This window comes from Planctomycetia bacterium (assembly GCA_015075745.1).
Lineage (GTDB): Bacteria > Planctomycetota > Phycisphaerae > UBA1845 > UTPLA1 > UTPLA1.
Map to the genome: position 1 here is coordinate 2,495,835 of JABTTW010000001.1, position 22,921 is coordinate 2,518,755.

Genomic DNA, 22,921 nt, shown 5'->3' on the forward strand with positions numbered 1-22,921 from the left:
CGGGCCTCAGGCCGAAACTCTGTAACACTTGCGATGCAGACATCCTGCGCGATTCGCGTGGCCGGTATCTTGTTTGTCCTGACCATGACGGTCGGCTGCAGCGTCGAAGGGCCTATTCACGTCGATTCCACCGCCGAGCCGGTCCGCTTTATTGTTGACCATCGCGGCTGGCCCCGGCCGTTCTGGTCTCCGCGCATCACCGAATTCGCCATTGCCAGCGAGGCCGACGGGCCGATCTGGCAGTTGGAATCCGCCGATGCCATCGGCGTGCCCGCGAAGCAGTTGGCATTTCTATACGGAGAGGTACCGCCCGGCTTCGTGCAGCTTTTTCCGGAGCAGGCCCGCAGACCGATTCGCCTCAAGCCAAGTAGAAACTACTTCGTAGCGGCCGGTGGTCCCAAGGCGGTCTTCAAGATGGTCTTCGCGGTTCCGGTCGACGGTTACACGCCGGTTTTGCCGGATGTCGGCAATGTCGGCGCGACGAGCGCGCCGGCGGAGCCTTCGTCGCAACCGAGCGCGCCCTGAGGCGCGCAATTCCAAGAGGGCCGGCCTCTGCGCGGTTTCTGCCGCGCGGGAAGCATGTCCTGCACGGATCGTGCCGGTCTCATGTCACCACTTCATAGTTTCCGAGCGGCGACCGCGAAAAACTCTTCGCGTCTAGAGCCTCGTCAAATCAACACTTAGCGATTTTCGAATCGATTCCCGTCACGGCTGTTGCGCGTCTGGCACGCCAAGTGCCTTCAGTCGGCGGCGACTCGTGCGCCGATAGTAGGCGCGTCGCAGGAGTGATGTATGTCTCGTGATCGCATGACACAAGAAAGCAACGAGTTCCGCCCTTCGTGCACGGCCACCAAGGGCGAGGATTGGCAGCGACTCGGCGCTAAGATTCGACAGGCCGCTTTGGCCGCCGCCGCGCTGCACGTGTGCCGCCGTTCATGGATTCACGATCGACTTGGTGAGATTCAGTCAGGCAATGGATCAAGCGCCGCCTGAGTACGGCGACACGATTTCTTAGAGAAGACGACACGCGAATGGTTTACGGGCTCTATCAATCCGCTGCAGGCCTTCAGACGCAGGAGTATCGCCAGGCGATTCTGGCGAACAACCTCGCCAACGTCGACACGCCGGGCTTCAAACCCGATCGCATCACGTTTCAGGAGCGACTCGCGGCATCACTGGTTGAGGGCAACCCTCGAACGCGGCACCCGGTGCTCGATTCGCTGCCCGGCGGATTGTTTGAGACGCCGGTGTACACGGACTATTCGCAATCCAGCTTTGATACGACGGGCGGCCCACTCGATGTCGCGCTTGAAGGTGACGGATTCCTGACGCTCAAGACCGACGAAGGCCGTCGCTACACGCGTGACGGGCGACTGATCGTCGATCGGGAAGGCACGCTGCTTCATGCTTCAAGCGGCGCTCCGATCCTCGACGAGCAGGGCCGCACGATTCAGCTTGAGCGAGCTTCGCTGAGTAAGGTGCGCATCGACGACACCGGCCGCATTCAGCAGGGCGAGACGGTTATCGCCCGGCTTGCCATTGTGGACTTCGCCGACAAGACGGCGCTGCAGAAGACCGGCGGCAATCTCATCGATGCCAATGGGCAGAAGCCGATCGGCTCGAAAGCGGCTGTCCTTCAGAACGCGGTGGAGTCGTCCGGCGTCGATCCCATCACCTCGCTGGTCGAGATGATCGAGTCGACGCGAGCATATCAGCTCAATGCCAACATTTTGACGCTTCAGGATGAATCACTCGGCCGAGTTGTGAACGACGTCGGCCGAATTGGATAGTGACGACGGCGGGCGCACTCGCGTGACCGCCAGTGACAGGTGCGAAACAGGACGTAACGGGACGACAGGAAGTCGAGAGTGAAGGCTTAAATGGCACTTCAGGCACTTTATACTGCGGCGACGGGCATGAAGGCGATGGACTTCAAGCTCAACGTCACCGCCAATAATCTCGCCAACATCGAGACGACCGCGTTCAAGCGATCGCGCGTCAACTTCGAGGATCTGATTTACCGCACCCTCGAGCAGCCCGGTCTCCGGAACGGTCTGGAAACCCCGCTGCCCATGGGCAAGCAAATCGGCACCGGCGTTCGGGAGGCCGGCACGCAGCTCGACTTTACTCAGGGTTCCTTCGATCAGACCGGCGCTCAGCTCGACATGGCCATCGAGGGCGAGGGCTTCTTCCAGGTGCAGGCCTTTATCGACGGTCAGGAAAAGACCGTCTACACGCGGGCCGGCAACTTCACGAAGAACTCGAACGGTGAAATCGTCCTTGGCAACAGCCTCGGTGCGCGGCTCGAGCCGCAGATCACCATACCGCAGGACGCCATCGAGCTTTCGATCTCCCCGCAGGGGTTGATCGCCGTGCGTACGCAGGGCTCATTGGAGTTTCAAGATGTGGGGCAGATTCAGCTTGCCCGCTTCGTGAACCCGACGGGTCTCAAGCAGCTCGGAAAGAACCTTTACGACCAGACCGATGCGTCCGGCCCGCCGGTGCAGGCGAACCCGACGCAGGACGGCACCGGGTCGATTCTTTCCGCGACTCTCGAATTATCCAACGTCGATCCGGTGCGCGAGCTCGTCGAGCTTATCCGCACGCAACGGTCGTTTGAATTGAATTCGCAATCCATCCAGAGCGCCGATCAGACGCTTCAAACAGTTAACAATCTGAGGAGATTCTAATCGCCTAGTTAGCGGAGCAGGGACGGCGGAGACGTCAGCATGAAAATGAATCAACATGGATGTTGGATGGCCCTTGGGCTCCTCGCGGCGACGCTGGGGGCGACAGCGGCTCCCCTTTCGGCCGGGGAAATCAGGGTCTGGCCGACCGCCGTTGTGAAGGGCAGCTCCGTCCTCCTTTCGGACATCTCCGCGCTCCGCGGATTCAACGCGGAGACCGACGCCAGACTTCTGAACCTATCAATCTTCACCGCACCGCGAGCCGGCGGTCAGATCGCCATTTCAGCCGACGACATCCGCGCGGCACTGGTTGAGGCCGACTTCAACCTGGCCGACATCAGCATTTTTGGGGCCTCGCGGTGCAGGGTCTCAAAGCCTGCCATGCCGGCCGCTGAGAAAGTGCGAATCAGGAAGCCTACTTCCAAGCCGATTCAGGCAGCGCCGGCGATGGGTTCAGTTCAGTCGGCGCCGGCCTATGACATTGCGGAAGAGTCCGATTCACCAAACGGCACATTGGAGACCGCTCTGCGGGACTTCATCGCGGCGCGCGGTCTGAGGGACGGCGGCCGAATCGAGATTCGTTTCAGCCCTGCCAGTGCCGGCTCGCTTCGTATCGCAGGCCCGGCCAAGAAGTTTCGCATTCATCCGCGCAGCGAGCAGCGCCTCGGCCTGGTGAGCTTCGACGTCGACATTCTCGAGCGCGGGAGCGTGGCGCGGACGGTACCGATCGTGGCGGAAGTCGCCCTCATGACGGATGTCATCGTCGCCCGCCGATCCATCAACCGCGGTGAGACGGTTGAGCCCCGGGCCCTTCGCATCGAAGAGCGCCGCTTCACCGATCAGGCCGCCATCGGTCTGACCGAGTTGTCGGCCGCCGTCGGAATGGAAAGTCGCGGCCTCATCCGCGCAGGCGAAATGCTGACAGCTTCCGCTCTACAGACAAAGCCGGTCGTGTTACGCGGCCAGCCCGTCACGATCTGGATGCGACAGGGCGCTCTGGTCATTCGCGCGTCAGGCAAGGCCCAGCAGTCCGGCTCGCTCGGCGACCGGGTCAGCGTCTTGCGCGACGGTACGCGCCGAAAGCAGGACGTGCTCGAGGGCGTGGTGACCGGTCCCGGAACGATTAGTGTCGAACCGTCGGCACAGGCCACGATCGAAGAAATGCGTGTGGCGTGGACGAATTAGGAATTCGAGTTTGCAAGGCAGTTAATCGGATGCGTCACATAGCGATACTCATTGCCATCATCCTCGTCACGTCGTCATGGGCCGGCGCGCAGAGCAACTCGCTCTTTTTGCAGAGCCTTCAGACGAAGGCGGAGCAGGCCGCCGCCACCACCCAGCCCGCCGCGAATGGGTCGCTGCCCGCCACGGCAGGGACGACGCAGGCGGCATTGCCGGTTCGCAATGTCGCGGTTTCGCAGCTTTCGCTCACGGCAGCAACGCCGCCGGAGCCCAAGGTTATTCAGGTTCACGACCTTCTGACGGTCATCGTGCGACACCGGCTTCGCTACCAGAGCGAGGCCCGAACGAATCAGCAAAGCACCTGGGATCTGGAATCTACGCTCGATTCGTGGTTCCGCATCCACGACAGCAAGTGGGTGGACCAGAGCTTCCGGGGCGGCACGCCGAGCATTGAGTTCGAGAACAAGAACCGCCTCCAGAACCAGGGACGGGCGGATCGCAAGGACATCTTCGAGACTCGCGTCATGGCGGAGGTTCTCGATATCAAGCCCAACGGGAATCTCGTCATCGGGGCGCACTCGCGGGTCAAGATCGGCGAGGAGGACCAGCTCATCGTTCTGACCGGCGTGTGCAACAAGAACGACATCGCCCCGGACAACAGCATTCTCAGCGACAAGATTTTCGCGCTCGACGTGGTCACGGAAAACGACGGCGCGATGCAGGACCTTGCCAACCGTGGCTGGCTCAAGCGGCTCATGGATGACGTAAAGCCCTTCTAAGTGTGAAGGAACAGATTCGACGTGCGTAACAGACTTACAACCCGGCAGCAGGCACTCGGCATCAGCCTCGCGCTATTCGGCGCGCTGTTGATAACGCCCGAGGCGCTGGCCACGCGCATCGCCGACGTGACCCATCTTCAGGGACGCCGCGGCAACGTGCTCGTGGGATATGGCCTGGTCATCGGTCTGCCCGGTACGGGAGACGGCGGCAAGTATCTGGCCTCCATCGTGCAGCTTCAGGCGATGCTGGCCAAGTTCGAGATTCCGCTTCCGACGGCCGCACTGGCCGACACGAAAAACGTCGCCATCGTCATGGTTGAGGCGACGATTCCGGACAACGGCGTGCGCGAGGGCGATCGCATCGATGTGCGCGTCAACTCCAGTGGCGTTTCCAAGAGTCTGGCCGGCGGGCATCTCGTGCCGACGCCGCTCCAGGGGCCGGGCCTCGATCGCATTTTCGCCTTTGCCAGCGGACAGCTTCGGCTGCCGGATTCGAAGATCAAGACCAGCGCCATCGTGACGGGCGGCGCCATCATGGAAGCCGACGTCATCCACAACTACATCGCCGAGGGCTGGGAGATCACCCTGGTGGTCGAGGATGTGTACGCCAGTCATGCGATGGCCGCCACCATTGCGCAGATCATCAACGAAGACGTCTCCGAAGTCGGCGAGATGCGCCGCATCGCCATCGCACTGAATCCCAAGATGGTCGTCGTTCGGATTCCCGAGGGCCAGCGCGATAACCCGGCCGAAATGATCGCCCACGTGGAGTCTCTGGAATTGCTCATGCCGCCGGGCGAGGCGCGCGTCGTCATCAATCGCACAACAGGAACGATCGTCATCGACGAAGCAGTGGAGATCGGCCCCGCGGTCATCTCGCATAACGGCATGTCGATCGTCACGACGCAGCCCCCACCGAAGCCGACCGACGAAGCGCCGCTCATTACCGAGCAGCGCGTCGCGTCGATCCAAGCGCCGAATCGAGACGGTAAAGGCGCGCGGCTCAAGGAACTGGTGGACGCTCTGAATCAGCTCAACGTTCCCGCGCCGGACATCATTGAAATCGTCGAAAACCTTCATCGCACCGGAAAGATCACCGGCAAGCTCATTATCGTGGAGTGAAACGTGAATCTCGCTGCTCTTAACAGCTCAACGCCATTCGCCGGATCGCCGGCAACGCCTGCATCATCCGCGCTGCTGGCGGATAAGCCGTTGTCATTCGGCGGCCGGAAGGACGGCGGCGACTTCCGTAAGCAGGTCGGCGAGTTCGTCGGAAACATCTTTTACGGCACGCTGATCCAGCAGATGCAGGCGTCCAGCCTGAAGACCAAGTATTTCAGCGGAGGACGAGGCGAGGAAGCCTTCCAGGGGCAATTGGGCATCGAGCTCGCACAGCGCCTGGGTCGCTCCGCGAACAATCCGGTCGCCGACAAACTCGCCTCAGCCATTGAGAAGCGCCTCGGCATTTCAAATGTCCAGACAGAGACACCCGCCGCCACCGGGAAGGAAGGCGCCGAATGACCCCAGCACGCACCAACACTGCTGCTCTCGAACTGGTCGAGCTACTCAAGTCGCTCATCTCGCTTCAAGAGTCCCTCCACGCCGTCATCGAAGTCAAGCTTCAGGCGATGCGCCGGGCAGACGTGGAAGGCATGATCGCGGCGACTCGATCCGAGAGTGAACTGACCGCCAAGTTCAGCGATCTCGACGCGACTCGCCGATCGGTTGTTGACAGGCTGTGCAGTCAGTACGGCACACCAGCGATTGAGGACGGCAGGCCCGTTCGGCTGAGCACGCTGCGAAAGCGATTTGACGCGCCGCTGGCCGGCCGGATCGCGAAGCTCGCCGAGACGCTCAAGGAGCGGATGCTCAAAGTGGCCGAATCGAATCGCGTCGTCGAGCTAGCCAGTCGTGAGCTCCTCGTTCATTTCAAAACACTTTTCGAGGCAATGGTCCAGGACGAGTCGCAGCCGACGTACTCGGCGGGCGGCGGCGTCAGTCGTGCCAAGGGTCCACGCGTCCTGGACGCAGTAGGTTAATCGTATGGCGTTGAACTCAGCATTAGGCATCGGTCGCTCCGCATTGACGGCGTATCAGGCCGCGCTCTCGGTGGTCGGCCAGAACATCGCCAACGCCGGCACGCCGGGCTATAGCCGCGCTTCGGCTCGCCTCGCCGCGCTGTCCGGCACCGGTCTGAATACCGGGCAACTGGGTGGCGGCGTGCGACTCGACGCGGTTCGCAGGAATGTTAATGAATCGCTCAATGCCCGATTGCGGCTGTCGGGTTCGGATCAGCAGTCAGCCCTGGCTCAGCGGTCGAGCCTCTCGCGCGTAGAGGGAATTTTCGATCCGCTCGGCGGCGACAATCTTGGATCGCTGTTGAGCGAGTTCTTTGGATCGCTCTCCGATTTGCAGAACACGCCCGAGAACCCGGCCAGCCGCGGCATTGTGGTCAACACGGCGACGGCCCTGGTCCAGCGTATCGGCGATGTGCGCGAGCAGTTGATCGGCCTTCGCAAGGACTTGAACGTCGACGTCGAGGACGCCGTCATTCAGGCCGATGCCATCGCGACAAAGATCGCGGAAATCAACGTGCAGATCAGCTCGACGGAGGCCGCGACCGGCGGCCCGGCGTCGGCGCTTCGCGACGAGCGCGATCGGCTTCTGACTTCGCTCTCAGAGTACTTCTCCATCACGGTCAAGGAGCAGCCCTCCGGCGCGGTCAACGTCTTTGTGGGCAATGCGTCGCTCGTGCAGTTTGGCGAGTCCTTCGGGATCTATACATCCAACGAAGTGAACGCCGACGGGCTGAACGTGGCCGTCGTGCGATTCAAGATCGACAACGGTCCGGTCAATGCCGGCAGTGGCATCGTCAAGGGTCTGATCGAATCCCGCGACACGCACGCTGGTACCCAACTCGCTCGGCTGGATACATTGGCCGCGTCCGTCATCAGCGAGGTGAATCGGATTCACGCGGGCGGCAAGGGCCTGAAAGACTTTACAAATGTCACGGGACTGACCGGCGTCATTGATCCGTCGCTGGCGCTCTCCGCCGCGGATAACAACGTGGCTTTCCCGCCGCAGACCGGCTCATTCTTCATCGACGTCAAGGACACGGCCACGGGCCAGGTGGTGCGAACGCAGATCCACATCGACCTCGACGGCATCGGCGCCGACTCGTCGCTCAACTCGGTTGCGGCGGACATCTCGGCAAACGTTCCGAATCTAACCGCCACGGTACTTGCCGACGGCCGGCTCCAGCTTTCCTCCGCCAGCGGATACAGCTTCAGCTTTGCCGACGACACTTCCGGCGCGCTGGGCGCCCTGGGCATCAATACATTCTTCGGCGGCAGTGACGCACTGACCATCAAGTTGAACCCGACGATTGTGAGCGACCCCTCGTATATCGCCGCGGGCCAGTCCGGCCTGTCGGGAGACGGCGGCAATGCCACGGCACTGGCTTCACTCGCCGATACGGCGGTCGCCGGCCTCGGCGGGGTGTCTCTGAATGCATATTACAACGCAACCATGGCGGACATCGCCGTTCGCTCCTCCGGTGCGCAAAGCGCGCTCGATGCCAGCGGCATCGTCTTCGACTCACTGACCGCGCAGCGCGAGGCGGTCTCCGGTGTGAACCTCGATGAAGAGGCCGTCGCTCTGATTTCCTATCAGCGCGCCTACCAGGGCGCTGCGGAGTACATGCGTGTCGTGGATGAGATGTTACAGGTGCTTATCGGTCTCGTGAGGTAATGGATCGGCCGCGCTTTGCGGCATGACGTTCCCGGTCGCTTTTGACCGGCAAGGTGTTTGAGACAATGGCAATCCCCGGCGGTGGAATATCTCGAGTCTCGCATGGTCTGCAGACCTTCACGCTGCTGACCCGCCTGCGCGACAATTCCCTGCGGCTCTTCCAGGAGCAGCAGCGCCTTGCCAGCGGCAAGCAACTCCTCTCGGTCAGCGATGATCCGATCGCCGCGACCAAGATCGCCCGTCTCAATCAGGCGCGCCAGGGCCAGGATCAAATCCTGACAAACCTTCGCCATGCCGACAAGCAACTGACCGCCGCCGACGCCGCTGTCTCAGACGTCGCGGACCTGCTCATACAGGCGTCGCGGATCGCCAGCGAGCAGGCGGGCAGCCTTCAGAGCACCGACGAAAGGGCGTCTCAGGCCGTGGTGCTCGATGGAATCATTACGCAACTGCAGAACCTCGGTAATCAGCAGTTCGAGGGACTCTACCTGTTCGGCGGGCGCAGCGTCGAAAACTCCCCGCTCAGCTCCACGCTCGGTCGCGTCACGCACGTTGGCGACCTCGGCCGGCGCAGCACGATCGTCGATACGGGCTTCTCGCAGCCGTTCGATGTCAACGTCGCCGAGGTATTCAATCTTAATGAGAACGTCACCGGGGGCATTGCGAACTTCAACGTTCAGCTCGCCGCCGATACGCGCATCTCGGATGTTAGCGGCGTGCTCAACGCAGGGGTTCGACTCGGTCCGATTCGAGTGACCCAGGGCGGCCCGCCGGTCACGTTTGACGTTGACTTCACCGGGGCGGACACCGTCGCGGACCTGATCGCACGATTCAACCAGGCCGCGGCCAATGCGGGCAGTTCGCTGACCCTCGGAACGAATCCGACCGACGCGTCGCGGCTCTATATCGCTTCCGCCCCTGGTGTCACCATCAATGTGAGCGACATCGGCAACGGCACGACGGCTGCCGATCTGGGCATTCGCAAATCCGTCGGCGCGGGCATCGATCTGGTCGGTGACGACGTTCAGCCGAAGGCGACATTGACGACGAAGCTGACCGATCTGGCGGTGGGTGGTATCAGTCTGCCCAGCGGTATCCGGATTACAAATGGATCGCTGTCCGCGACGGTCACATTCGCCGGCGCGACAACGGTCCAGGACGTGTTGAACGCTCTGAACGCGTCGAACGTCGGCATTCGTGCTTCCATCAACGCGGCCGGCGATGGAATCGAGATTCGCAATCTCATTGCCGGCACTCCGCTCGTCATCGGGGAAAACGGCGGCGTCGATGCCGCAACCCTGGGGATCAAGACGTTGAACACGGGCTCATCCCTTTCGAGTCTTAACGGGCTCAGAGGCCTGCATCCCGTCACCGGGGCCGATTTCCGAATCACTGACGCCAACGGCATAGCGTTCGACGTGGATGTCACCGGGGCCAAGACCGTTGGCGACATCATCAACGCGATCAACGCCGCCGCGGCACTTGCCGGCACCACGGTGACGGCGACTGTTTCCAACGCCGGCGCCGGCATCGCCCTTTCGGGCCCGGCAGGAGCGGGAAACCTGACGGTCGAGAAGCTGAACCTCTCGCCGGTCGCGGACGAATTGGGAATCCTCAAGACCGGCTCGGCCACGCTGCTTGAGGGTGACAACGTCGCGCAGAGTTATCAGTCGGGCATTTTCTCGGCGCTTTATCGACTGCGCGACGCGCTGGTCTCGGACAACTCATCGGAGATCACGGAGGCGGGTAGCCAGATCAACGCCGTACAGCGGCACGTTTCGTCGGTCGCCGGTCAGGTCGGCGCGGCCTCGAAGGCCATGCGCGCCCGGCTGGAGCAGACCGAAAACGCAGTGACAGCGACGGAAGTTCTTCTCTCTGATCTTGAAGAGGTGGACTTCACCGAGGCGGTCACGAAATTTCAGCAGGCCCAGACGGCGCTTCAGGCGAGTCTGTTGGCCGGATCGAAAACACAAAACCTGTCTTTGCTGGACTTCCTGCGGTAGCTGGAGCTGCCGCGGCATTGACGGGAGACACTGTTCGTCGCGACGAGTGATTTTTTATCAGGGCTTATCAGCGAGCCGAGAGTGGCGAGCGAGGCCGACGCGACGAAAGCTGGGGCCGCATGAGGCGGCCGGGAGCGAGTAAGTATGGTGATCGAAACATCAAGATTCGGCGGCATCGAAGTCGACGATCAGCGATTCCTCAATTTTCCCAAGGGCCTGCTCGGGTTCCCGGATGATCGTGAATACGCGCTGATTCAGACGGGCGAGCAGAGCGCGTTCTACTGGATGCAGGCGGTTCATCGGCCCGAGCTGGCCTTCGTCGTCTGCGACCCGCGCATGTTCATCCCCGACTTCAAGGTCGCGATCAAGCAGGAAGATCTCACGGCGATCGGCCTGGCCGATACGCACGGCTCGCAGGTGTTCGTCATCGTGAACAAGGTCGACAACGTGCTCACCGGCAACCTACAGGGTCCGCTGGTGATCAATGTGGCCACCCGCATCGGCAAGCAGCTTGTCATGTCGGAGAAGAAGTACACGACGCGGCACGTCCTGGTGGAAATCCCAGCGGGTCGGCAGATGGCGGACGTACGGACGGCCTAGGCAATCGGCCGCAAGCGCCGCTGACCGGCCTATGATCCGGTTGCGGCCGGCGCGTCGTGAAGTGGTGGTCAGAGGACCACCCGACGCCCGGGCACTGAACAATGAGCCAGGGATGGCTCGATCTGTGCCGGGCACACCGAGACACGGATGTCTCTGTGTACATGGGAGTCGCGTGCAGCGACCCAAAGGAGTCAGGGATGCTGGTCTTATCACGTCAGCGTGATGAAACGATCATGATCGGAGACGACGTCGAGATCACGATCGTTGATATTCGAGGCGACAAGGTGCGTCTGGGCATAACGGCGCCGTCGCATGTTCCCGTGCATCGCAAGGAAGTCTACGACGCGATCCAGCGGGAGAACCGTGCAGCCGCCAACATCAAGCCCGAGGATTTGCCCCCGGATGGCGGCGACGCCGGGATAGATGAGTCGTTGCGTAAGAGGCCGCGCGGACCGCGGCACTGAAGATCGTAATCGCGCGTCGGGCGTATGTAGCCAGCCCCGTCGCGTATGTATGGATGAGCCGGCGCACTTGGTCGCCGGAAAGCAGTCAGGGAGGATTGTGACATGGCTCGGATAAACACGAACACGGCCTCGATTCTGGCGGCGCGCCAGTTAGGCCGATCGAACCAGGGACTTCAGACGTCTCTCGAACGTCTGTCCAGCGGGCTGCGCATCAATCGCGGCGCGGATGACCCCGCAGGCCTGATTATCTCCCAGAACCTGCGTTCGGAGATAGAAGGAGTGCGCCAGGCGATCAACAACTCGCAGCGCGCGTCGAATGTCGTGGCAACGACCGAAGGCGCGCTGAGCGAAGTGGCCTCGCTGCTCAACGATATTCAGGCGAAGATCGTCGAGGCAGCCAACGTCGGCGCCGTGTCGGATGACGAAATCCGCGCCAACCAGTTGCAGATCGACTCGGCCATCGCATCGATCACCCGCATTGCCAACACGACCACCTTCGGCGGGCGCAAGCTCCTGAACGGCTCCCTGGGCTATGTCACCAGCGGCGTGAACGTGACCAACGTGACCGACCTGCGCGTCAACGCCGTCCAGTTCGGCACGGCGAGCTACATCCCCGTCACGGTCAACATTGTGCAGTCCGCTCAGCACGCCTCCCTGCAGTTCCAGACGAGCGCCATCACCGCCGGAGTCACCCTGGAAATCGCCGGAACGAACGGCGTCACCACCCTCCCCTTCATCGCCAATACGACCGCCAGCGCCATCGCGGCCGCCGTCAACCTCATCAGTGATGCGACCGGCGTCAGCGCGTCGCTGATCAACCCGGCCAATGCCGCCAGCGGCATCTACCTGACTTCCATCGAGTACGGAAGCGACGCCTTCGTGCAGGTCAGCGAGATCGGATCGACTCCCAACGTCTTCACCACCGTCGATGCCAACGGCGATCAGGTGAAACGTGACATCGGTCGAGATGCCTCTGCCACCATTAACGGCGCAAGCGCACTGGGACGAGGCCTGGACGTTTTCCTCAATACGACGGGTCTGGGAATCGAACTTCGGCTGAGGGAGTCGTTCAACACAATCGGCTCGACCTCCTTTGCCATTACCGGCGGCGGCGCCACGTTTCAACTGGGGTCCGGCGTCGATTCCAATCAACAGGTCAACATCGGTGTGCAGTCCACCGCGGCATCCGGGCTGGGCAACGGCACGGTCGGCTATCTCGCGGACATTGCCAGCGGCGGACAGTCGAGTCTTGTCGGCGGAAATTCCGCGGACGCGGCGAAGATCGTCGCGGAAGCCATTCGCCAGGTGTCGGTCCTGCGAGGACGACTCGGCGCCTTCGAGAAGAACACCGTCGATACCAACATCAACCAGTTGCAAATCACGCTGGAGAATCTGACCTCGGCGGAGTCGACGATCCGCGATCTGGATTTCGCTCAGGAAACCAGCGCCCTGACCCGATCGCAGATTCTCGTCAGTGCGGGAACCAGTATTCTCGCCATTGCCAATCAGACGCCGCAGACGGTGCTCTCGCTTCTCCAGTAGTCGGGATTGAAGCTTGATGCGACCGTTCCGGACCTCTTTCGGGTGAGCCCCTTGCCCTGAAAGAGCCTCGGAGCCCCAATTTTGGGCACAAATCGCGGTTCCCAGGGTGCCGTCCGGTCGGCCGGCGCGTTATAATCCGGGCTAACCATTGAGGGGGTATGCCCGCGCGGCCCATTGTGTACGCCGCCACGCCGCTTACCGAATGTACCGACTAAAGCGAGGATCAGAATGAGGAACCCAGGGAAGAGCACACTCTTAATCGCAGGAATTATCGTCGCAGTGGCCGCGGAACTCACCCATGCCGCTGGTCCGACGCCGCTGACGACCGTCCGAATCTATCCGCCCGACGCCAGTACATCGCAGTTGTATCGGCCCGTCTTTCTGACCTCTCCGCCCGGCGATACGAGTCGCCTCTTTATCGTGCAGCAGAGGTTGTCAGCCGCCGCCACGACCCAGGGGCGGATCCGCGTTCTGAACAAGAGCACCAATGCCTTCATCGGAACCAGTTTTCTGGACACGAGCGGGCAAAACAGCGGCAATGAAGAAGGACTCCTTGGGTTGGCCTTCCATCCCGACTTCTACGCCGATGCGCCCAACGTCAATCGCGGCGCGTTCTTCATTTACATTACACAGGGCGGGAATAACCACGTCATCCGCTACACGACGACGGGTCAGGATCCCAACGCCAACACAGCCAACCCAGCCAGCGCTCAAACCGTCCTCGATTTGAGCCACCCGGGGAACAGCAATCACAACGGCGGTTGGATCGCCTTTGGCCCCGATGGCTATCTCTACATTGCAACCGGTGACGGCGGTGGGGCATGCGACTCCCCCGGCAATGCGCAGAGCATTAACTCGCTACTCGGCAAGATGCTCCGTCTTGATGTCAGTGTCGATCAGAATCCCGGCAGCTCGACCGTTTGGGGCTATTCGAATCCTCCGGATAATCCATTCGTCGGCGTCGCCGGCCTTGATGAAATCTTCCACTACGGCCTCAGAAATCCCTGGCGATGCAGCTTTGACCGCCTCACTGGAAATCTCTACATGGGCGACGTCGGTCAGAACGCTCGCGAGGAAGTCTCCCTGGCCCCCGCAGGCGTCGGCGGCCTTAACTTCGGCTGGGATCAGCGCGAAGGATTTCAGTGTTCTAACATCCCCTCAAGCAATTGCACCAGCGGTTGCAGCACGACGGGCAGGTTGAATCCCATCTGGGATTTCGTCTGGACAAGCGGCAGCGCGGTCACCGGCGGCTATGTGTATCGAGGCGAAAAGATCCCCGATCTCAAGGGAACATATTTCTACGCCAACTACAGCAACGGCTTAATCGCTTCGTTCGCCTACGCAGGCTCCTGCCCAGGCCCGGCCTTCCAGTGCAGTGCCGTGACGGCAGGCCAGGTGACGAATCGCAGCGCCGAGCTGGTCCCCACCGGGCCCATCGGCGGTCTGTCGATCGGCTCCATCGCATCATTTGGTGAGGACGCGGAAGGTGAGTTGTATCTCCTCGATTCGACTTCGCAGGGCGAAGTCTTCAAAATCGTCGTGAATTGCGCGGGCAGCATGCTGGCGATTTCCGACGATCCCGATTCACAATCCGCCTGCGAAGGCAGCACCGTCATCATGAGCGTCGGCGCCGGCCCGCTCCTGGGCGCCGCCACTTTCACCTGGAAACGCGGCGTGACCGTCGTCGGCGCCAATAATCCCACCCTGGTTCTCACGGGCGTCACACCGGCCGATGCCGGCGACTATACCTGCACCGTCGAGGACCAGTGCGCCATGGTCGTCAGCGCGATCGCCACGCTCACCATCGACACGCCGCAAATCGGAGACGTGAGCGCGGACTGTGTGATCGACTTGCTCGACCTGCCGCTCTTCGTCGATGTCCTCATCGGCGTGGATGTGGACGCGGGTCGCGTATTTCGTTCGGACATTGACGGGCTAAACGGCCCGGACGGCGCAGATATTCAGGGCTTCATCGATCTTCTCCTGCCCTGATTGATCGCGACGAGTTCATTCGCATGAATGAGGGCGATTGGTTAACATCCAATCGCCCTTTTTATGCGCCAAGAGATACCTCCAGCACGATCACTCGAGAATCTCGGCGCGCTATCGTCGCCGCCCGGCGATGATGGCGTGGCCCGGCGGCGTTGGGGACAGGTGGCGACACCGCGCCCGGTCGCCGACTGGATGACGAACTGGGCGTGCGCCGATCAGCCTCATCGCATCCTCGACCCGGCGGTAGGCGAGGGCGTATTCATCGAGTCCGTGCGAGATTTTTTTGGACAGCGCGGCCTCAAATGCCCCGTTGTGCATGGCTGCGAAATCGACGCGGACATTGCCCGTCGCCTCGCCCGGCGCAATCTGCCGCTCGAACTGCGACAGGTCGATTTTCTCCGCGCCCGGTTTGCATCGAGTTTCGACGCGGTGATCGCCAACCCGCCGTACGTCCGGCACCATTCCCACGCGTGCGATGAGGCGACACTTGCCGGGTTGGACCGTCTTTGCGGTGAACGACTTTCCCGCATGACCAATCTCTACGGGCTGTTTCTCATCAAGATCAGGTCGCTCCTTGCGCCGGGCGGGCGCGCCGCCGTCATTGCCCCGGCCGAGTGGCTGAACGCCGACTTTGGTGTGCCGATCAAGCGGCACCTCCTTCGAGAAAACGCCATTGAGGCGATCGTCCAATTCTCCCACGCCTCCGCCGTCTTCAGTGATGCCCTGACCACCGCCGCCATTGTTTTGATCCGCGGCGGCCGCCGTGCCGGTGATTCCGTACGACTGGCGATGGTCGATGACGCTGAGGGGTTGGCGAAGCTCGACCTCGATCGCGCGACCGAGCGAAGTCCCGGCGAGCTTGATCCCGCACAAAAGTGGTCGCCCATGATCGAGGGGCGCACCCGCCCGGCTCAATCCGCGCACACGCTGGCCGATATCGCGGATTGTTCGCGCGGCATTGCCACCGGGGCGAATGACTACTTTACGATGAGCGAGTCAACGCGACGCCGATGGAAGATCGATCGCCGTGACTTACGCCTCTGCATCGTCAAGGCGCGGCAGATTTCCGGCGATCGGTTTACGGCGATCGATCTGCGCGCTCTGATTGACGCCGATGAGCGCGTCTATCTCCTCTCGCCGCGAGATGCACTGTCGATTCCCGTGAACGAGTATCTTGCCGAGGGTCGTCGCCTTGGCATTCCCGAAAGATATCTCCCGTCGCATCGGCCCGTCTGGTTTCGCCCGGAGGTGCGCCGGCCCGCTCCGATCCTCGTCTCCGTCTTTGCACGCGGGCGATTCCGCTTCGTCGATAACAAGGCGGGCGTGCTGAATCTCACCGCGTATCACGGCATCTATCCCCACGACGATTCGCCGGCGCGGGTCGGCGCACTTGTCGATTATCTCAATTCGCCCGCAGCCGCGAGGTCGCTTGCCGATCATCGCCGCATCTACGGCGGCGGCCTCATGAAGCTTGAGCCCCGCGATGTCGAGTCACTCGAAATCCCCGATTGCCTGTATCATCCCTGCATCGCCCAGAAGCGCTGATCGGCACTGGAATCATTAAAGGATCATCATGCATTCAACTTCGCCTGCCGGGCCGGACCATGACGCAGCACCAGGGCCCCGCGGCACGTGGCGATTCCCGGCGACATTCTGGTTCGCCAATTTCGCCGAGCTTTTCGAGCGCGCCGCCTTTTACGGCATGTTCATCAGCCTCCAGCTCTACCTCGTCGGCGAAGTCGGCTTTACCGACGTGTCTGCCGGAACCGTTGCTGCATTTTTCTCGCTGCTGTTGTATCTGATGCCCGCATTCCTGGGGCCGCTTGCTGACAAGATGGGTTTCCGCGCCGCCCTCATTCTCGCCTTCGCGCTGCTTACCGGTGGATATGCCCTGCTCGGAGCGCTTCAGATCAAGGCCACCGTCGTCGTTGCCCTTGCCCTCGTCGTTCTCGGCGGGGCGATCGTCAAGCCGGTCATCTCGGGCACCGCCGCGAAATGCTCCGACGATTTCAACCGTGCCCGAGCGTTCTCGATTTTCTATTTCATGGTCAACATCGGTTCCTTCTCGGGAAAGACCATCGCCCCCTTCATTCGCCAGGGTTTTAATCTGCCCGGCTTCGGCCACTTCGAGCTCGGTATCCGCTATGTGAACTTCTATGCGGCGGCGATGGCGTTCATCGCGATGATCATTGTCGTCATTGCCTATCGCAATCCCGACACGGCCGGCGTCGGCAGGTCGTTCTCCGAGGTCTTTGATTCATTCCTGCGTGTGCTGGGCAACGGCCGATTCATGTGCCTGATCGTCATCGTCGCCGGGTTCTGGACGATTCAGGGCCAGCTTTATGCCGCCATGCCGGCCTACATCATTCGACTGGTCGGCGAACAGGCCCGGCCCGAGTGGCTGGCGAACATCAATCCCTTCGTGGTGGTGACGTGCGTCGTCTTCATTACGCACCTCGTGCGCAACGTGAAGCCGGAGAACTCCATCGCCATCTCGCTGGCCATCATCCCTTTTTCTGCTTTGTCGATGGCCCTCGCCCCCATCCTTCAGCGCGCGACGGGCAATTCTGTCGACATTTTCGGCTTCGCCATGCACCCGATCACGGTGATGGCCATCTTCGGCATCGCGGCGCAGGGATTGGGCGAGTGTTTCCTCTCGCCGAAGTTCATGGAATATGCCTCGAAGCAGGCGCCCAAAGGCGAGGAGGGGCTCTACCTCGGCTTTCAGAATCTCCACTCCAGTATTGCGTGGTTCGTTGCATTTTTTCTATCAGGATTCCTACTCGATCGGTACTGTCCCGATCCGAACAAGCTCAAGGAAATCGATCCCGCCGCGTACGCACAATGGCAGGACGCCATCGCAGGCAACGGCCCGATGCCGGAGGCGTACGCCAGCGCGCATTACCTTTGGTATGTCTACGCGGGAATCGGCGTGGTTTCGTTACTGGCCCTGCTGCTCTTCAAGTATGTGACGGCGAAACTCGATCGCCAAAAGGCAGTAGCCGCCGGCGGTCGATGAGCCGACTGAGAAGCACGGCCCAATGCGCGAGGGGGGAGTCGAACCCCCACGGGTTTCCCCACAGGATCCTAAATCCTGCGCGTCTGCCAGTTCCGCCACTCGCGCTGGTGAGGGGTCTTGTAGAAAGATTGTGGCGGGCCGTGAAAGCGGCGTCAATCAGTTGAGCAGTTCGACGAGGCCCACCGGTCGCGTGGGTTTTGGTGGACAATTCAAACGCGAACTCAGGAATCCGGAATTGGCTCTTGCTTCCGCGAGTTTTGGCGGCGCCACAGGCCGGAAAGCGATCGAGCCGGAGTCGAATCAATCAGCCGCCGATGCGAACACCCGTCGCGGCTGCCCCGCTAAGGCCGAAGTGAATTCGAGTGTCGCGCCAAATCGTGCTGATTCCCATTAACGTGCCCTGCGGCAGCCACTGATGCGGGTTGCTGGATTCCAAATCGCCCTGGGTTTCGGCGTGCCCATCGTGAAACATGAGATTTGTCTTGAAGGCGTTTGCGGGGGCTCCGAGCGGAGGTATCCCGCTTGAGTGCCGATATCCATAGACTCGGCCGTCAATAGGCCCAATGTAGCCGTTTCCGGGGGCACGAGAGCGATCCCACGAACGCGTGAAACTCGTATAAGCGCCGGCATCACCGAATGCACCGCCCCATGCGCCGCCGACCGACAAATCGTAGTCGGGCGGAATCTCGCTGCCGCTGCGTGCCTGGGAGAACCGCGAGCCGTCGGCACAGAATATTTTGTTTGACGGCACGCCAAGCTTCGCAGTGACGGGCTTCCAAGTCTTCGGGATTGACTCACTATGGCTGCCGTCGTACCAGGCGACGCCGGGCGACGATCCGTCGAGACCCTTAGTCTGGGCGTCGGCGGCGTCCTTGGCATACGCCATCAACTGATATCGCGAGGTGTTATAGCTGACCATTCTGCCGGTTCCGGCATCCACACCGCCTGGGAAGAAGGTCGACAAGAACTTATTTGAGCGACAAAGAAAGGCGGGGCTGGAGCGAAGCGCGTTGAACCGAGCCGCGACGCTCTCGTTCGATCCGTCGGCCAGGGCGATTCCCATGCCCATCAACTCCGCCATGGGGCCCATGAAATCCCATCGCTGAACCGCCGGACCAAATGCACCGCCCGCGCCGGCCAGATAGCCGCCGCTTCCGGCAGGCGCGCCAATGATCCAGTCCTCGTTATCAGCGGAATACGAGGCGGCGCCTTGTGCAACGCCCCTCATGCTGGCCATGCAAGCGACCTTCTCGGCTGCCCGGCGGGCGCTGGCGAGAGACGGCAGGAGAATCGAGATGATGAGGGCGATGATCGAAATCACCACCAACAGCTCGATGAGTGTGAAGGCGTTTCGCTTCATGATTCGCACGTTGCACCGCGTTGCTTGCCGCATGGCTGGTTCCTCGATTTCATCGTGAAGCCCCGACTTCGGGAGCCTCACCGGGGTCGCCTTGTCACTGGCTCGCCTGTCCCAACGCCGCCGCCATCATGTCTTCAGGCGGCGGAGGATTGTGCCCGACAACTTCTCGTCCACAGTCCGGGCAGATGGTCGGTTCGTGATTATTCGGATCCAGTCGGATATTAAGGATGACATAGGTCGGCTGGGCCTTGGCCGCCCATTCACCGTCGGGCCCCTTTGTCCAATAGCAGCGCTCGGCAGCGTAGCCCGACTGATTGCCGCACTTGGGGCACTCGATCGGCTCGCGGTCGCCTTCTTTGGGCGTGTAGTCGAAGACCGCCTTGCAATCGTTGCACATATAACCGCGGATGGATGCAAAGTCGGCCTGACTGTCGCCGGCGAGATTCTTCCATGCGATGCCAATGGCGACGAGGAAGATCACGACGGCGACGGCGATCTTAACTATCTTCTTTTTTGAATCGGGTTCCGGCGGCTGCACGAGTCGGTCACCTCAGTCGATATGGCTCACCCCAGGCTGCCGCTGCGGAATCTGCCAATGTGCGTCAATCCGGCAAGGCAACACAACTACCTACGGAATCATAGTTTCCCCTGTTTTGAGCGTCTGTTCAAGGGGGTACCTCGTTAATTCTGCATGAATCGGCCTCGGGAGGCGTGCCCATATTCACAGCCAAGCGGCGATACTCGAGCAATTTGGACGATCAGGCGCGTTCCGTCGTTCGGTAGATTCACCTGAAAAGGTGATATCCCCGCTTAGCTGAATTGACGTTTGCGCAGTGCTCGGAAGTCCCCGATCAAGGATTACGGGTGCCCGAGGCACGAAGTTCCAAGTGAAATGGCAACCTAGGGCGTAACGAAGTTGGCTTCGAGATCGGGGTCGGCTGCTTGGGCCCGGGCGGACATGATCCTGAGGACCGGTCCGAGCGAGAAATATCGACCGGGGCAGGCGGTCTTGTGGGTGACTCCCCCATGCGTGAGTATTTTGCTGTCGGGAATACCGCACTTGGCGGTGAGGAACGAGGAGAGTCGGGCAAGCGAGGCGAGTTGCTTTTGGGTCGGCGGATGTGCATCAAAATCGCCGATCAGGCAGATGCCGATGCCGTGCTCGTTGTAGTGATTGTTCGGCGTCTTGCAGTGAGCGCCGTGCTTCTGCTGTCGCCAGCGATTGCCGACGAAAATCTGCCCATCGGGGTACTTCACGCCGTTGCCAATCACGAAGTGATAGCCCAGATCGTCCCAGCCGCGCTGGCGAACGTGATAATCGCGCATGCCTTCAGGCGTGGACTTATCGCTCGCCGAGTGATGGACAACGATGCACTGCCATCGCTTTGAAAAGCCGCCCGGCGGGGTCCAGCCATTATCTGCGCCGCCGGCATAGTGTTTCGAAGGTGGTGGGGCGGGGCGGTCGACAGGTCGCATGGGGGCCGGCCGACCACCTACATAGGGATCGAGATCGGCGACGTGCGGCCCGGTAGGCTGCTGACAGCCAACCGTTCCAAAGAGAAAAGTTACGCAGGTCAGGGCGAAGCAGCAGAAGGCGAATTTGTGCGGTAGTCGATCGTACATTGGCTTTCTATTTAATCGGCGAACAATGGGTGAACAGACTAACATCGGGACACCCGGCAGGGCAAGTGAATTGAATCGACAGCGATCCCGATATTATGCCCCCAAAAATCAAGGGCTCTGTGCGAATGCTCTTAGATACGCTCGACTATCCGGTTGGTTCGCCGCTTCGGCATAGACGGCGAGTGCGTCCGGAAAGCTGCGGCCGACCTTCACGAAGACCCCCTCATAGTCGCTGAGCCCCCCCTGATAGACGATCGCGGCCAGGAGCCGGGCATTGTCGAAGGGCGACGTGCGCAGAAATGACCAGTATTCGGGGTCGGCCAGTTGCGGCTCGTAGGTCGTCGAATAGGCGGCCAGGGCGGCGTCGAGTTCCACCTGACGGTTGGCGATGATGACATCCGGCGGGTCGCCCCGCGCCGCGGCCTGGCCATAGTAGGCGGCCATTCGGTTGTAGGCGGCGACGACGTAGAGATCGATGATCGCCTTGTCGGCATATCGTATCCTCGCGGCCATGGCCTGTGGCGAATCGACGCCGTAATTCAGGTCAAACCACTCCTGAGCGGCCGTGCGGCCGATGAACGTGGCCATCCCCTCGTTGTAGGCGCCGTCGTTGGGCTTGAAGATCGTCTGATGGGTCATTTCGTGGAGGATGAGCTCGACCAGCTCCGCGTCGTCGTCCTGAAGATTCGACTGCCGGACGGGATCGGCGAAGAAGTTGAGCGTGGAAAAGCCCGCCGCACGGCCGAAGAAAACGTCGTATCCCGCATCCTGCAATGAGATCGCCACCCGCCGGGCGTACTCCATCTCGAAAAACCCGCGCGTCGAGTATTGCCCGATGATCGGGTAATCCCACAGAAACGGCGTGAAGCTCTCCTTCGCCGAGGCGGAAACGACCCACACAGCAGGCTCCATCCCGTTGTAGTCGAAGACCGTGTAGGAATATGAGCCGCGCAGGCCGACGACATGGATGCCGAATCGCCGAACGTGCTGCGTGATGGCCAGCTTGGCCCGCTCGTCGTCGGTAAGGTTGGGGTCGGCGAGCGCCTGATCGACCGGCACGATGCGGACGAGAACGCCGAGCTGCCCAAAGGCGATGTGGGAGAGATATTCGACATCGCAGCCTGCAGCGGCCAGAAGAAGAGCGGGCAGGCAGACCGCGGAGAGCAGGAGTCGTAGCGGCGATTGCAATCTTGGCTTCAAGGAATTGCTCCGGCGAGGCTGGGGCGAGTTCCACGGATTGTATGCGGGGGCAGCGGGCCGGAAAAGCACGGCCTGCATCCGGCGCGAAGCAACAGGCCCGAGCAAACTCATCCTCGGCCCGTAGGGCCAAAAGTCAGTAGGCAGGTGCATCGCACCTGTACCCGAGCAAACCCCAAATCAATCTCGACCCCAACGGGGGTCGCATCCCGACACGCACGATCATCAATCCCCGCGCGAGCGCTGAGCAAGAATGAACAACTGGAGGTCATTCTAACCATGACCCAAAGAGGTAGCGCAATGTGTACATCCAAAATCCGCAGCCCGCTGGCCTCGCTGTGTCACTTTCCCGAACCATTTTTCAAAGACTTACAAACGAACTTTCCCGAAATTTTCCGCGCCTGTTCGGGCATGTACCGGTCCTGTTTCACCTTGCGCGTTTTGACCAAAAACCACCCAAATCGCGACTTGCCCCAACACACGCCCGCCACAGCGCTTACAACCGCTCTCCAAAACCTTTTTCGCCTATTGTCACCTTCAAATCGACGCATCGCCGCGCAAAACCTCAGCCCAAACAAAGCGCGTGCACATGCCCACAAACGCCTCGCCCCCAATCGAACTCGGAAACGTGCGCGAGTCCGTACCACCCAGCGAATCGCCCCCGATCGAGCCCCGAATGGGGCGCCGGCTTGTAGCCACGGATGCAGCGTCGTCGGGCACCGC

At 61.3% G+C, this 22,921-nt stretch carries 21 protein-coding genes and 1 tRNA gene; 17 read left to right on the plus strand and 5 right to left on the minus strand.

Features of this window, described 5'->3' with window-relative positions; translation table 11 throughout:
- Nucleotides 1-33 precede the first annotated feature (33 nt).
- The 17 genes from HS101_09855 to HS101_09935 all read left to right on the plus strand — a co-directional run bounded on the left by HS101_09855 (nucleotide 34) and on the right by HS101_09935 (nucleotide 18,018).
- Entirely contained in the window at nucleotides 34-525 is a 492-nt protein-coding gene (locus HS101_09855) for a hypothetical protein (protein MBE7506576.1), read from the plus strand.
- Between the two features lie 267 nt (nucleotides 526-792).
- A complete protein-coding gene (locus tag HS101_09860) occupies nucleotides 793-993 on the plus strand; it encodes a hypothetical protein (protein MBE7506577.1) in 201 nt (66 codons plus the stop codon).
- Between the two features lie 38 nt (nucleotides 994-1,031).
- Nucleotides 1,032-1,790 (plus strand): flagellar hook-basal body protein, encoded by a 759-nt coding sequence (locus tag HS101_09865; GenBank protein ID MBE7506578.1) that lies wholly within the window; start codon nucleotides 1,032-1,034, stop codon nucleotides 1,788-1,790.
- Nucleotides 1,791-1,880: 90 nt separating this feature from the next.
- Nucleotides 1,881-2,690, plus strand: coding sequence for a flagellar basal-body rod protein FlgG (gene flgG, locus HS101_09870; GenBank protein MBE7506579.1), 810 nt, complete (start codon nucleotides 1,881-1,883; stop codon nucleotides 2,688-2,690).
- Between the two features lie 39 nt (nucleotides 2,691-2,729).
- Nucleotides 2,730-3,872, plus strand: coding sequence for a flagellar basal body P-ring formation protein FlgA (gene flgA / locus HS101_09875; GenBank protein MBE7506580.1), 1,143 nt, complete (start codon nucleotides 2,730-2,732; stop codon nucleotides 3,870-3,872).
- A gap of 29 nt (nucleotides 3,873-3,901) precedes the next feature.
- Nucleotides 3,902-4,648 carry a flagellar basal body L-ring protein FlgH gene (locus HS101_09880; protein ID MBE7506581.1) on the plus strand — a complete coding sequence of 249 codons (747 nt, stop codon included), beginning with the start codon at nucleotides 3,902-3,904 and terminating at the stop codon, nucleotides 4,646-4,648.
- Nucleotides 4,649-4,669: 21 nt separating this feature from the next.
- A complete protein-coding gene (locus HS101_09885) occupies nucleotides 4,670-5,770 on the plus strand; it encodes a flagellar basal body P-ring protein FlgI (GenBank protein MBE7506582.1) in 1,101 nt (366 codons plus the stop codon).
- Nucleotides 5,771-5,773: 3 nt separating this feature from the next.
- Complete coding sequence (locus HS101_09890; protein ID MBE7506583.1) at nucleotides 5,774-6,169, plus strand: hypothetical protein; 396 nt, start codon at nucleotides 5,774-5,776, stop codon at nucleotides 6,167-6,169.
- Entirely contained in the window at nucleotides 6,166-6,687 is a 522-nt protein-coding gene (locus HS101_09895; GenBank protein MBE7506584.1) for a flagellar protein FlgN, read from the plus strand. Before HS101_09890 ends, HS101_09895 begins: the two co-directional genes overlap by 4 nt.
- Before the next feature lie 4 nt (nucleotides 6,688-6,691).
- Entirely contained in the window at nucleotides 6,692-8,398 is a 1,707-nt protein-coding gene (gene flgK, locus HS101_09900; protein ID MBE7506585.1) for a flagellar hook-associated protein FlgK, read from the plus strand.
- 65 nt (nucleotides 8,399-8,463) lie between these two features.
- Nucleotides 8,464-10,401, plus strand: a complete 1,938-nt coding sequence (locus tag HS101_09905; protein ID MBE7506586.1) for a hypothetical protein — start codon at nucleotides 8,464-8,466, stop codon at nucleotides 10,399-10,401.
- 144 nt (nucleotides 10,402-10,545) lie between these two features.
- Nucleotides 10,546-11,001 carry a flagellar assembly protein FliW gene (fliW, locus tag HS101_09910; GenBank protein ID MBE7506587.1) on the plus strand — a complete coding sequence of 152 codons (456 nt, stop codon included), beginning with the start codon at nucleotides 10,546-10,548 and terminating at the stop codon, nucleotides 10,999-11,001.
- A gap of 197 nt (nucleotides 11,002-11,198) precedes the next feature.
- Complete coding sequence (gene csrA / locus HS101_09915; protein ID MBE7506588.1) at nucleotides 11,199-11,465, plus strand: carbon storage regulator CsrA; 267 nt, start codon at nucleotides 11,199-11,201, stop codon at nucleotides 11,463-11,465.
- Between the two features lie 102 nt (nucleotides 11,466-11,567).
- Nucleotides 11,568-13,007, plus strand: a complete 1,440-nt coding sequence (locus HS101_09920; GenBank protein ID MBE7506589.1) for a flagellin — start codon at nucleotides 11,568-11,570, stop codon at nucleotides 13,005-13,007.
- Between the two features lie 279 nt (nucleotides 13,008-13,286).
- Nucleotides 13,287-14,999, plus strand: coding sequence for a PQQ-dependent sugar dehydrogenase (locus HS101_09925; GenBank protein ID MBE7506590.1), 1,713 nt, complete (start codon nucleotides 13,287-13,289; stop codon nucleotides 14,997-14,999).
- Nucleotides 15,000-15,161: 162 nt separating this feature from the next.
- Entirely contained in the window at nucleotides 15,162-16,544 is a 1,383-nt protein-coding gene (locus HS101_09930) for an N-6 DNA methylase (protein MBE7506591.1), read from the plus strand.
- Nucleotides 16,545-16,572: 28 nt separating this feature from the next.
- A complete protein-coding gene (locus HS101_09935) occupies nucleotides 16,573-18,018 on the plus strand; it encodes an MFS transporter (protein MBE7506592.1) in 1,446 nt (481 codons plus the stop codon).
- Between the two features lie 23 nt (nucleotides 18,019-18,041).
- Here the strand turns inward: HS101_09935 and HS101_09940 are convergent.
- The 5 genes from HS101_09940 to HS101_09960 form a co-directional block, all read right to left on the minus strand.
- Nucleotides 18,042-18,123, minus strand: a tRNA-Leu gene (locus HS101_09940).
- A 199-nt stretch (nucleotides 18,124-18,322) separates the two neighbouring features.
- On the minus strand, nucleotides 18,323-19,411 hold the full coding sequence (locus HS101_09945; GenBank protein MBE7506593.1) for a prepilin-type N-terminal cleavage/methylation domain-containing protein: 1,089 nt from the start codon (nucleotides 19,409-19,411) through the stop codon (nucleotides 18,323-18,325).
- A 61-nt stretch (nucleotides 19,412-19,472) separates the two neighbouring features.
- Nucleotides 19,473-19,916 carry a hypothetical protein gene (locus HS101_09950; protein ID MBE7506594.1) on the minus strand — a complete coding sequence of 148 codons (444 nt, stop codon included), beginning with the start codon at nucleotides 19,914-19,916 and terminating at the stop codon, nucleotides 19,473-19,475.
- Between the two features lie 362 nt (nucleotides 19,917-20,278).
- Nucleotides 20,279-21,001, minus strand: coding sequence for an N-acetylmuramoyl-L-alanine amidase (locus tag HS101_09955; GenBank protein ID MBE7506595.1), 723 nt, complete (start codon nucleotides 20,999-21,001; stop codon nucleotides 20,279-20,281).
- Between the two features lie 108 nt (nucleotides 21,002-21,109).
- On the minus strand, nucleotides 21,110-22,201 hold the full coding sequence (locus HS101_09960; protein ID MBE7506596.1) for an aminopeptidase: 1,092 nt from the start codon (nucleotides 22,199-22,201) through the stop codon (nucleotides 21,110-21,112).
- Between the last annotated feature and the right edge of the window lie 720 nt (nucleotides 22,202-22,921).

Excerpts from the sequence above, each read along its gene's own strand:
- HS101_09855 (MBE7506576.1), top strand. The coding sequence starts at position 34 with ATGCAGACATCCTGCGCGATTCGCGTGGCCGGTATCTTGTTTGTCCTG.
- HS101_09860 (MBE7506577.1), top strand. The coding sequence starts at position 793 with ATGTCTCGTGATCGCATGACACAAGAAAGCAACGAGTTCCGCCCTTCG.
- HS101_09865 (MBE7506578.1), top strand. The coding sequence starts at position 1,032 with ATGGTTTACGGGCTCTATCAATCCGCTGCAGGCCTTCAGACGCAGGAG.
- flgG (MBE7506579.1), top strand. The coding sequence starts at position 1,881 with ATGGCACTTCAGGCACTTTATACTGCGGCGACGGGCATGAAGGCGATG.
- flgA (MBE7506580.1), top strand. The coding sequence starts at position 2,730 with ATGAAAATGAATCAACATGGATGTTGGATGGCCCTTGGGCTCCTCGCG.
- HS101_09880 (MBE7506581.1), top strand. The coding sequence starts at position 3,902 with ATGCGTCACATAGCGATACTCATTGCCATCATCCTCGTCACGTCGTCA.
- HS101_09895 (MBE7506584.1), top strand. The coding sequence starts at position 6,166 with ATGACCCCAGCACGCACCAACACTGCTGCTCTCGAACTGGTCGAGCTA.
- flgK (MBE7506585.1), top strand. The coding sequence starts at position 6,692 with ATGGCGTTGAACTCAGCATTAGGCATCGGTCGCTCCGCATTGACGGCG.
- HS101_09905 (MBE7506586.1), top strand. The coding sequence starts at position 8,464 with ATGGCAATCCCCGGCGGTGGAATATCTCGAGTCTCGCATGGTCTGCAG.
- fliW (MBE7506587.1), top strand. The coding sequence starts at position 10,546 with ATGGTGATCGAAACATCAAGATTCGGCGGCATCGAAGTCGACGATCAG.
- csrA (MBE7506588.1), top strand. The coding sequence starts at position 11,199 with ATGCTGGTCTTATCACGTCAGCGTGATGAAACGATCATGATCGGAGAC.
- HS101_09920 (MBE7506589.1), top strand. The coding sequence starts at position 11,568 with ATGGCTCGGATAAACACGAACACGGCCTCGATTCTGGCGGCGCGCCAG.
- HS101_09935 (MBE7506592.1), top strand. The coding sequence starts at position 16,573 with ATGCATTCAACTTCGCCTGCCGGGCCGGACCATGACGCAGCACCAGGG.
- HS101_09945 (MBE7506593.1), bottom strand. The coding sequence starts at position 19,411 with ATGCGGCAAGCAACGCGGTGCAACGTGCGAATCATGAAGCGAAACGCC.
- HS101_09955 (MBE7506595.1), bottom strand. The coding sequence starts at position 21,001 with ATGTACGATCGACTACCGCACAAATTCGCCTTCTGCTGCTTCGCCCTG.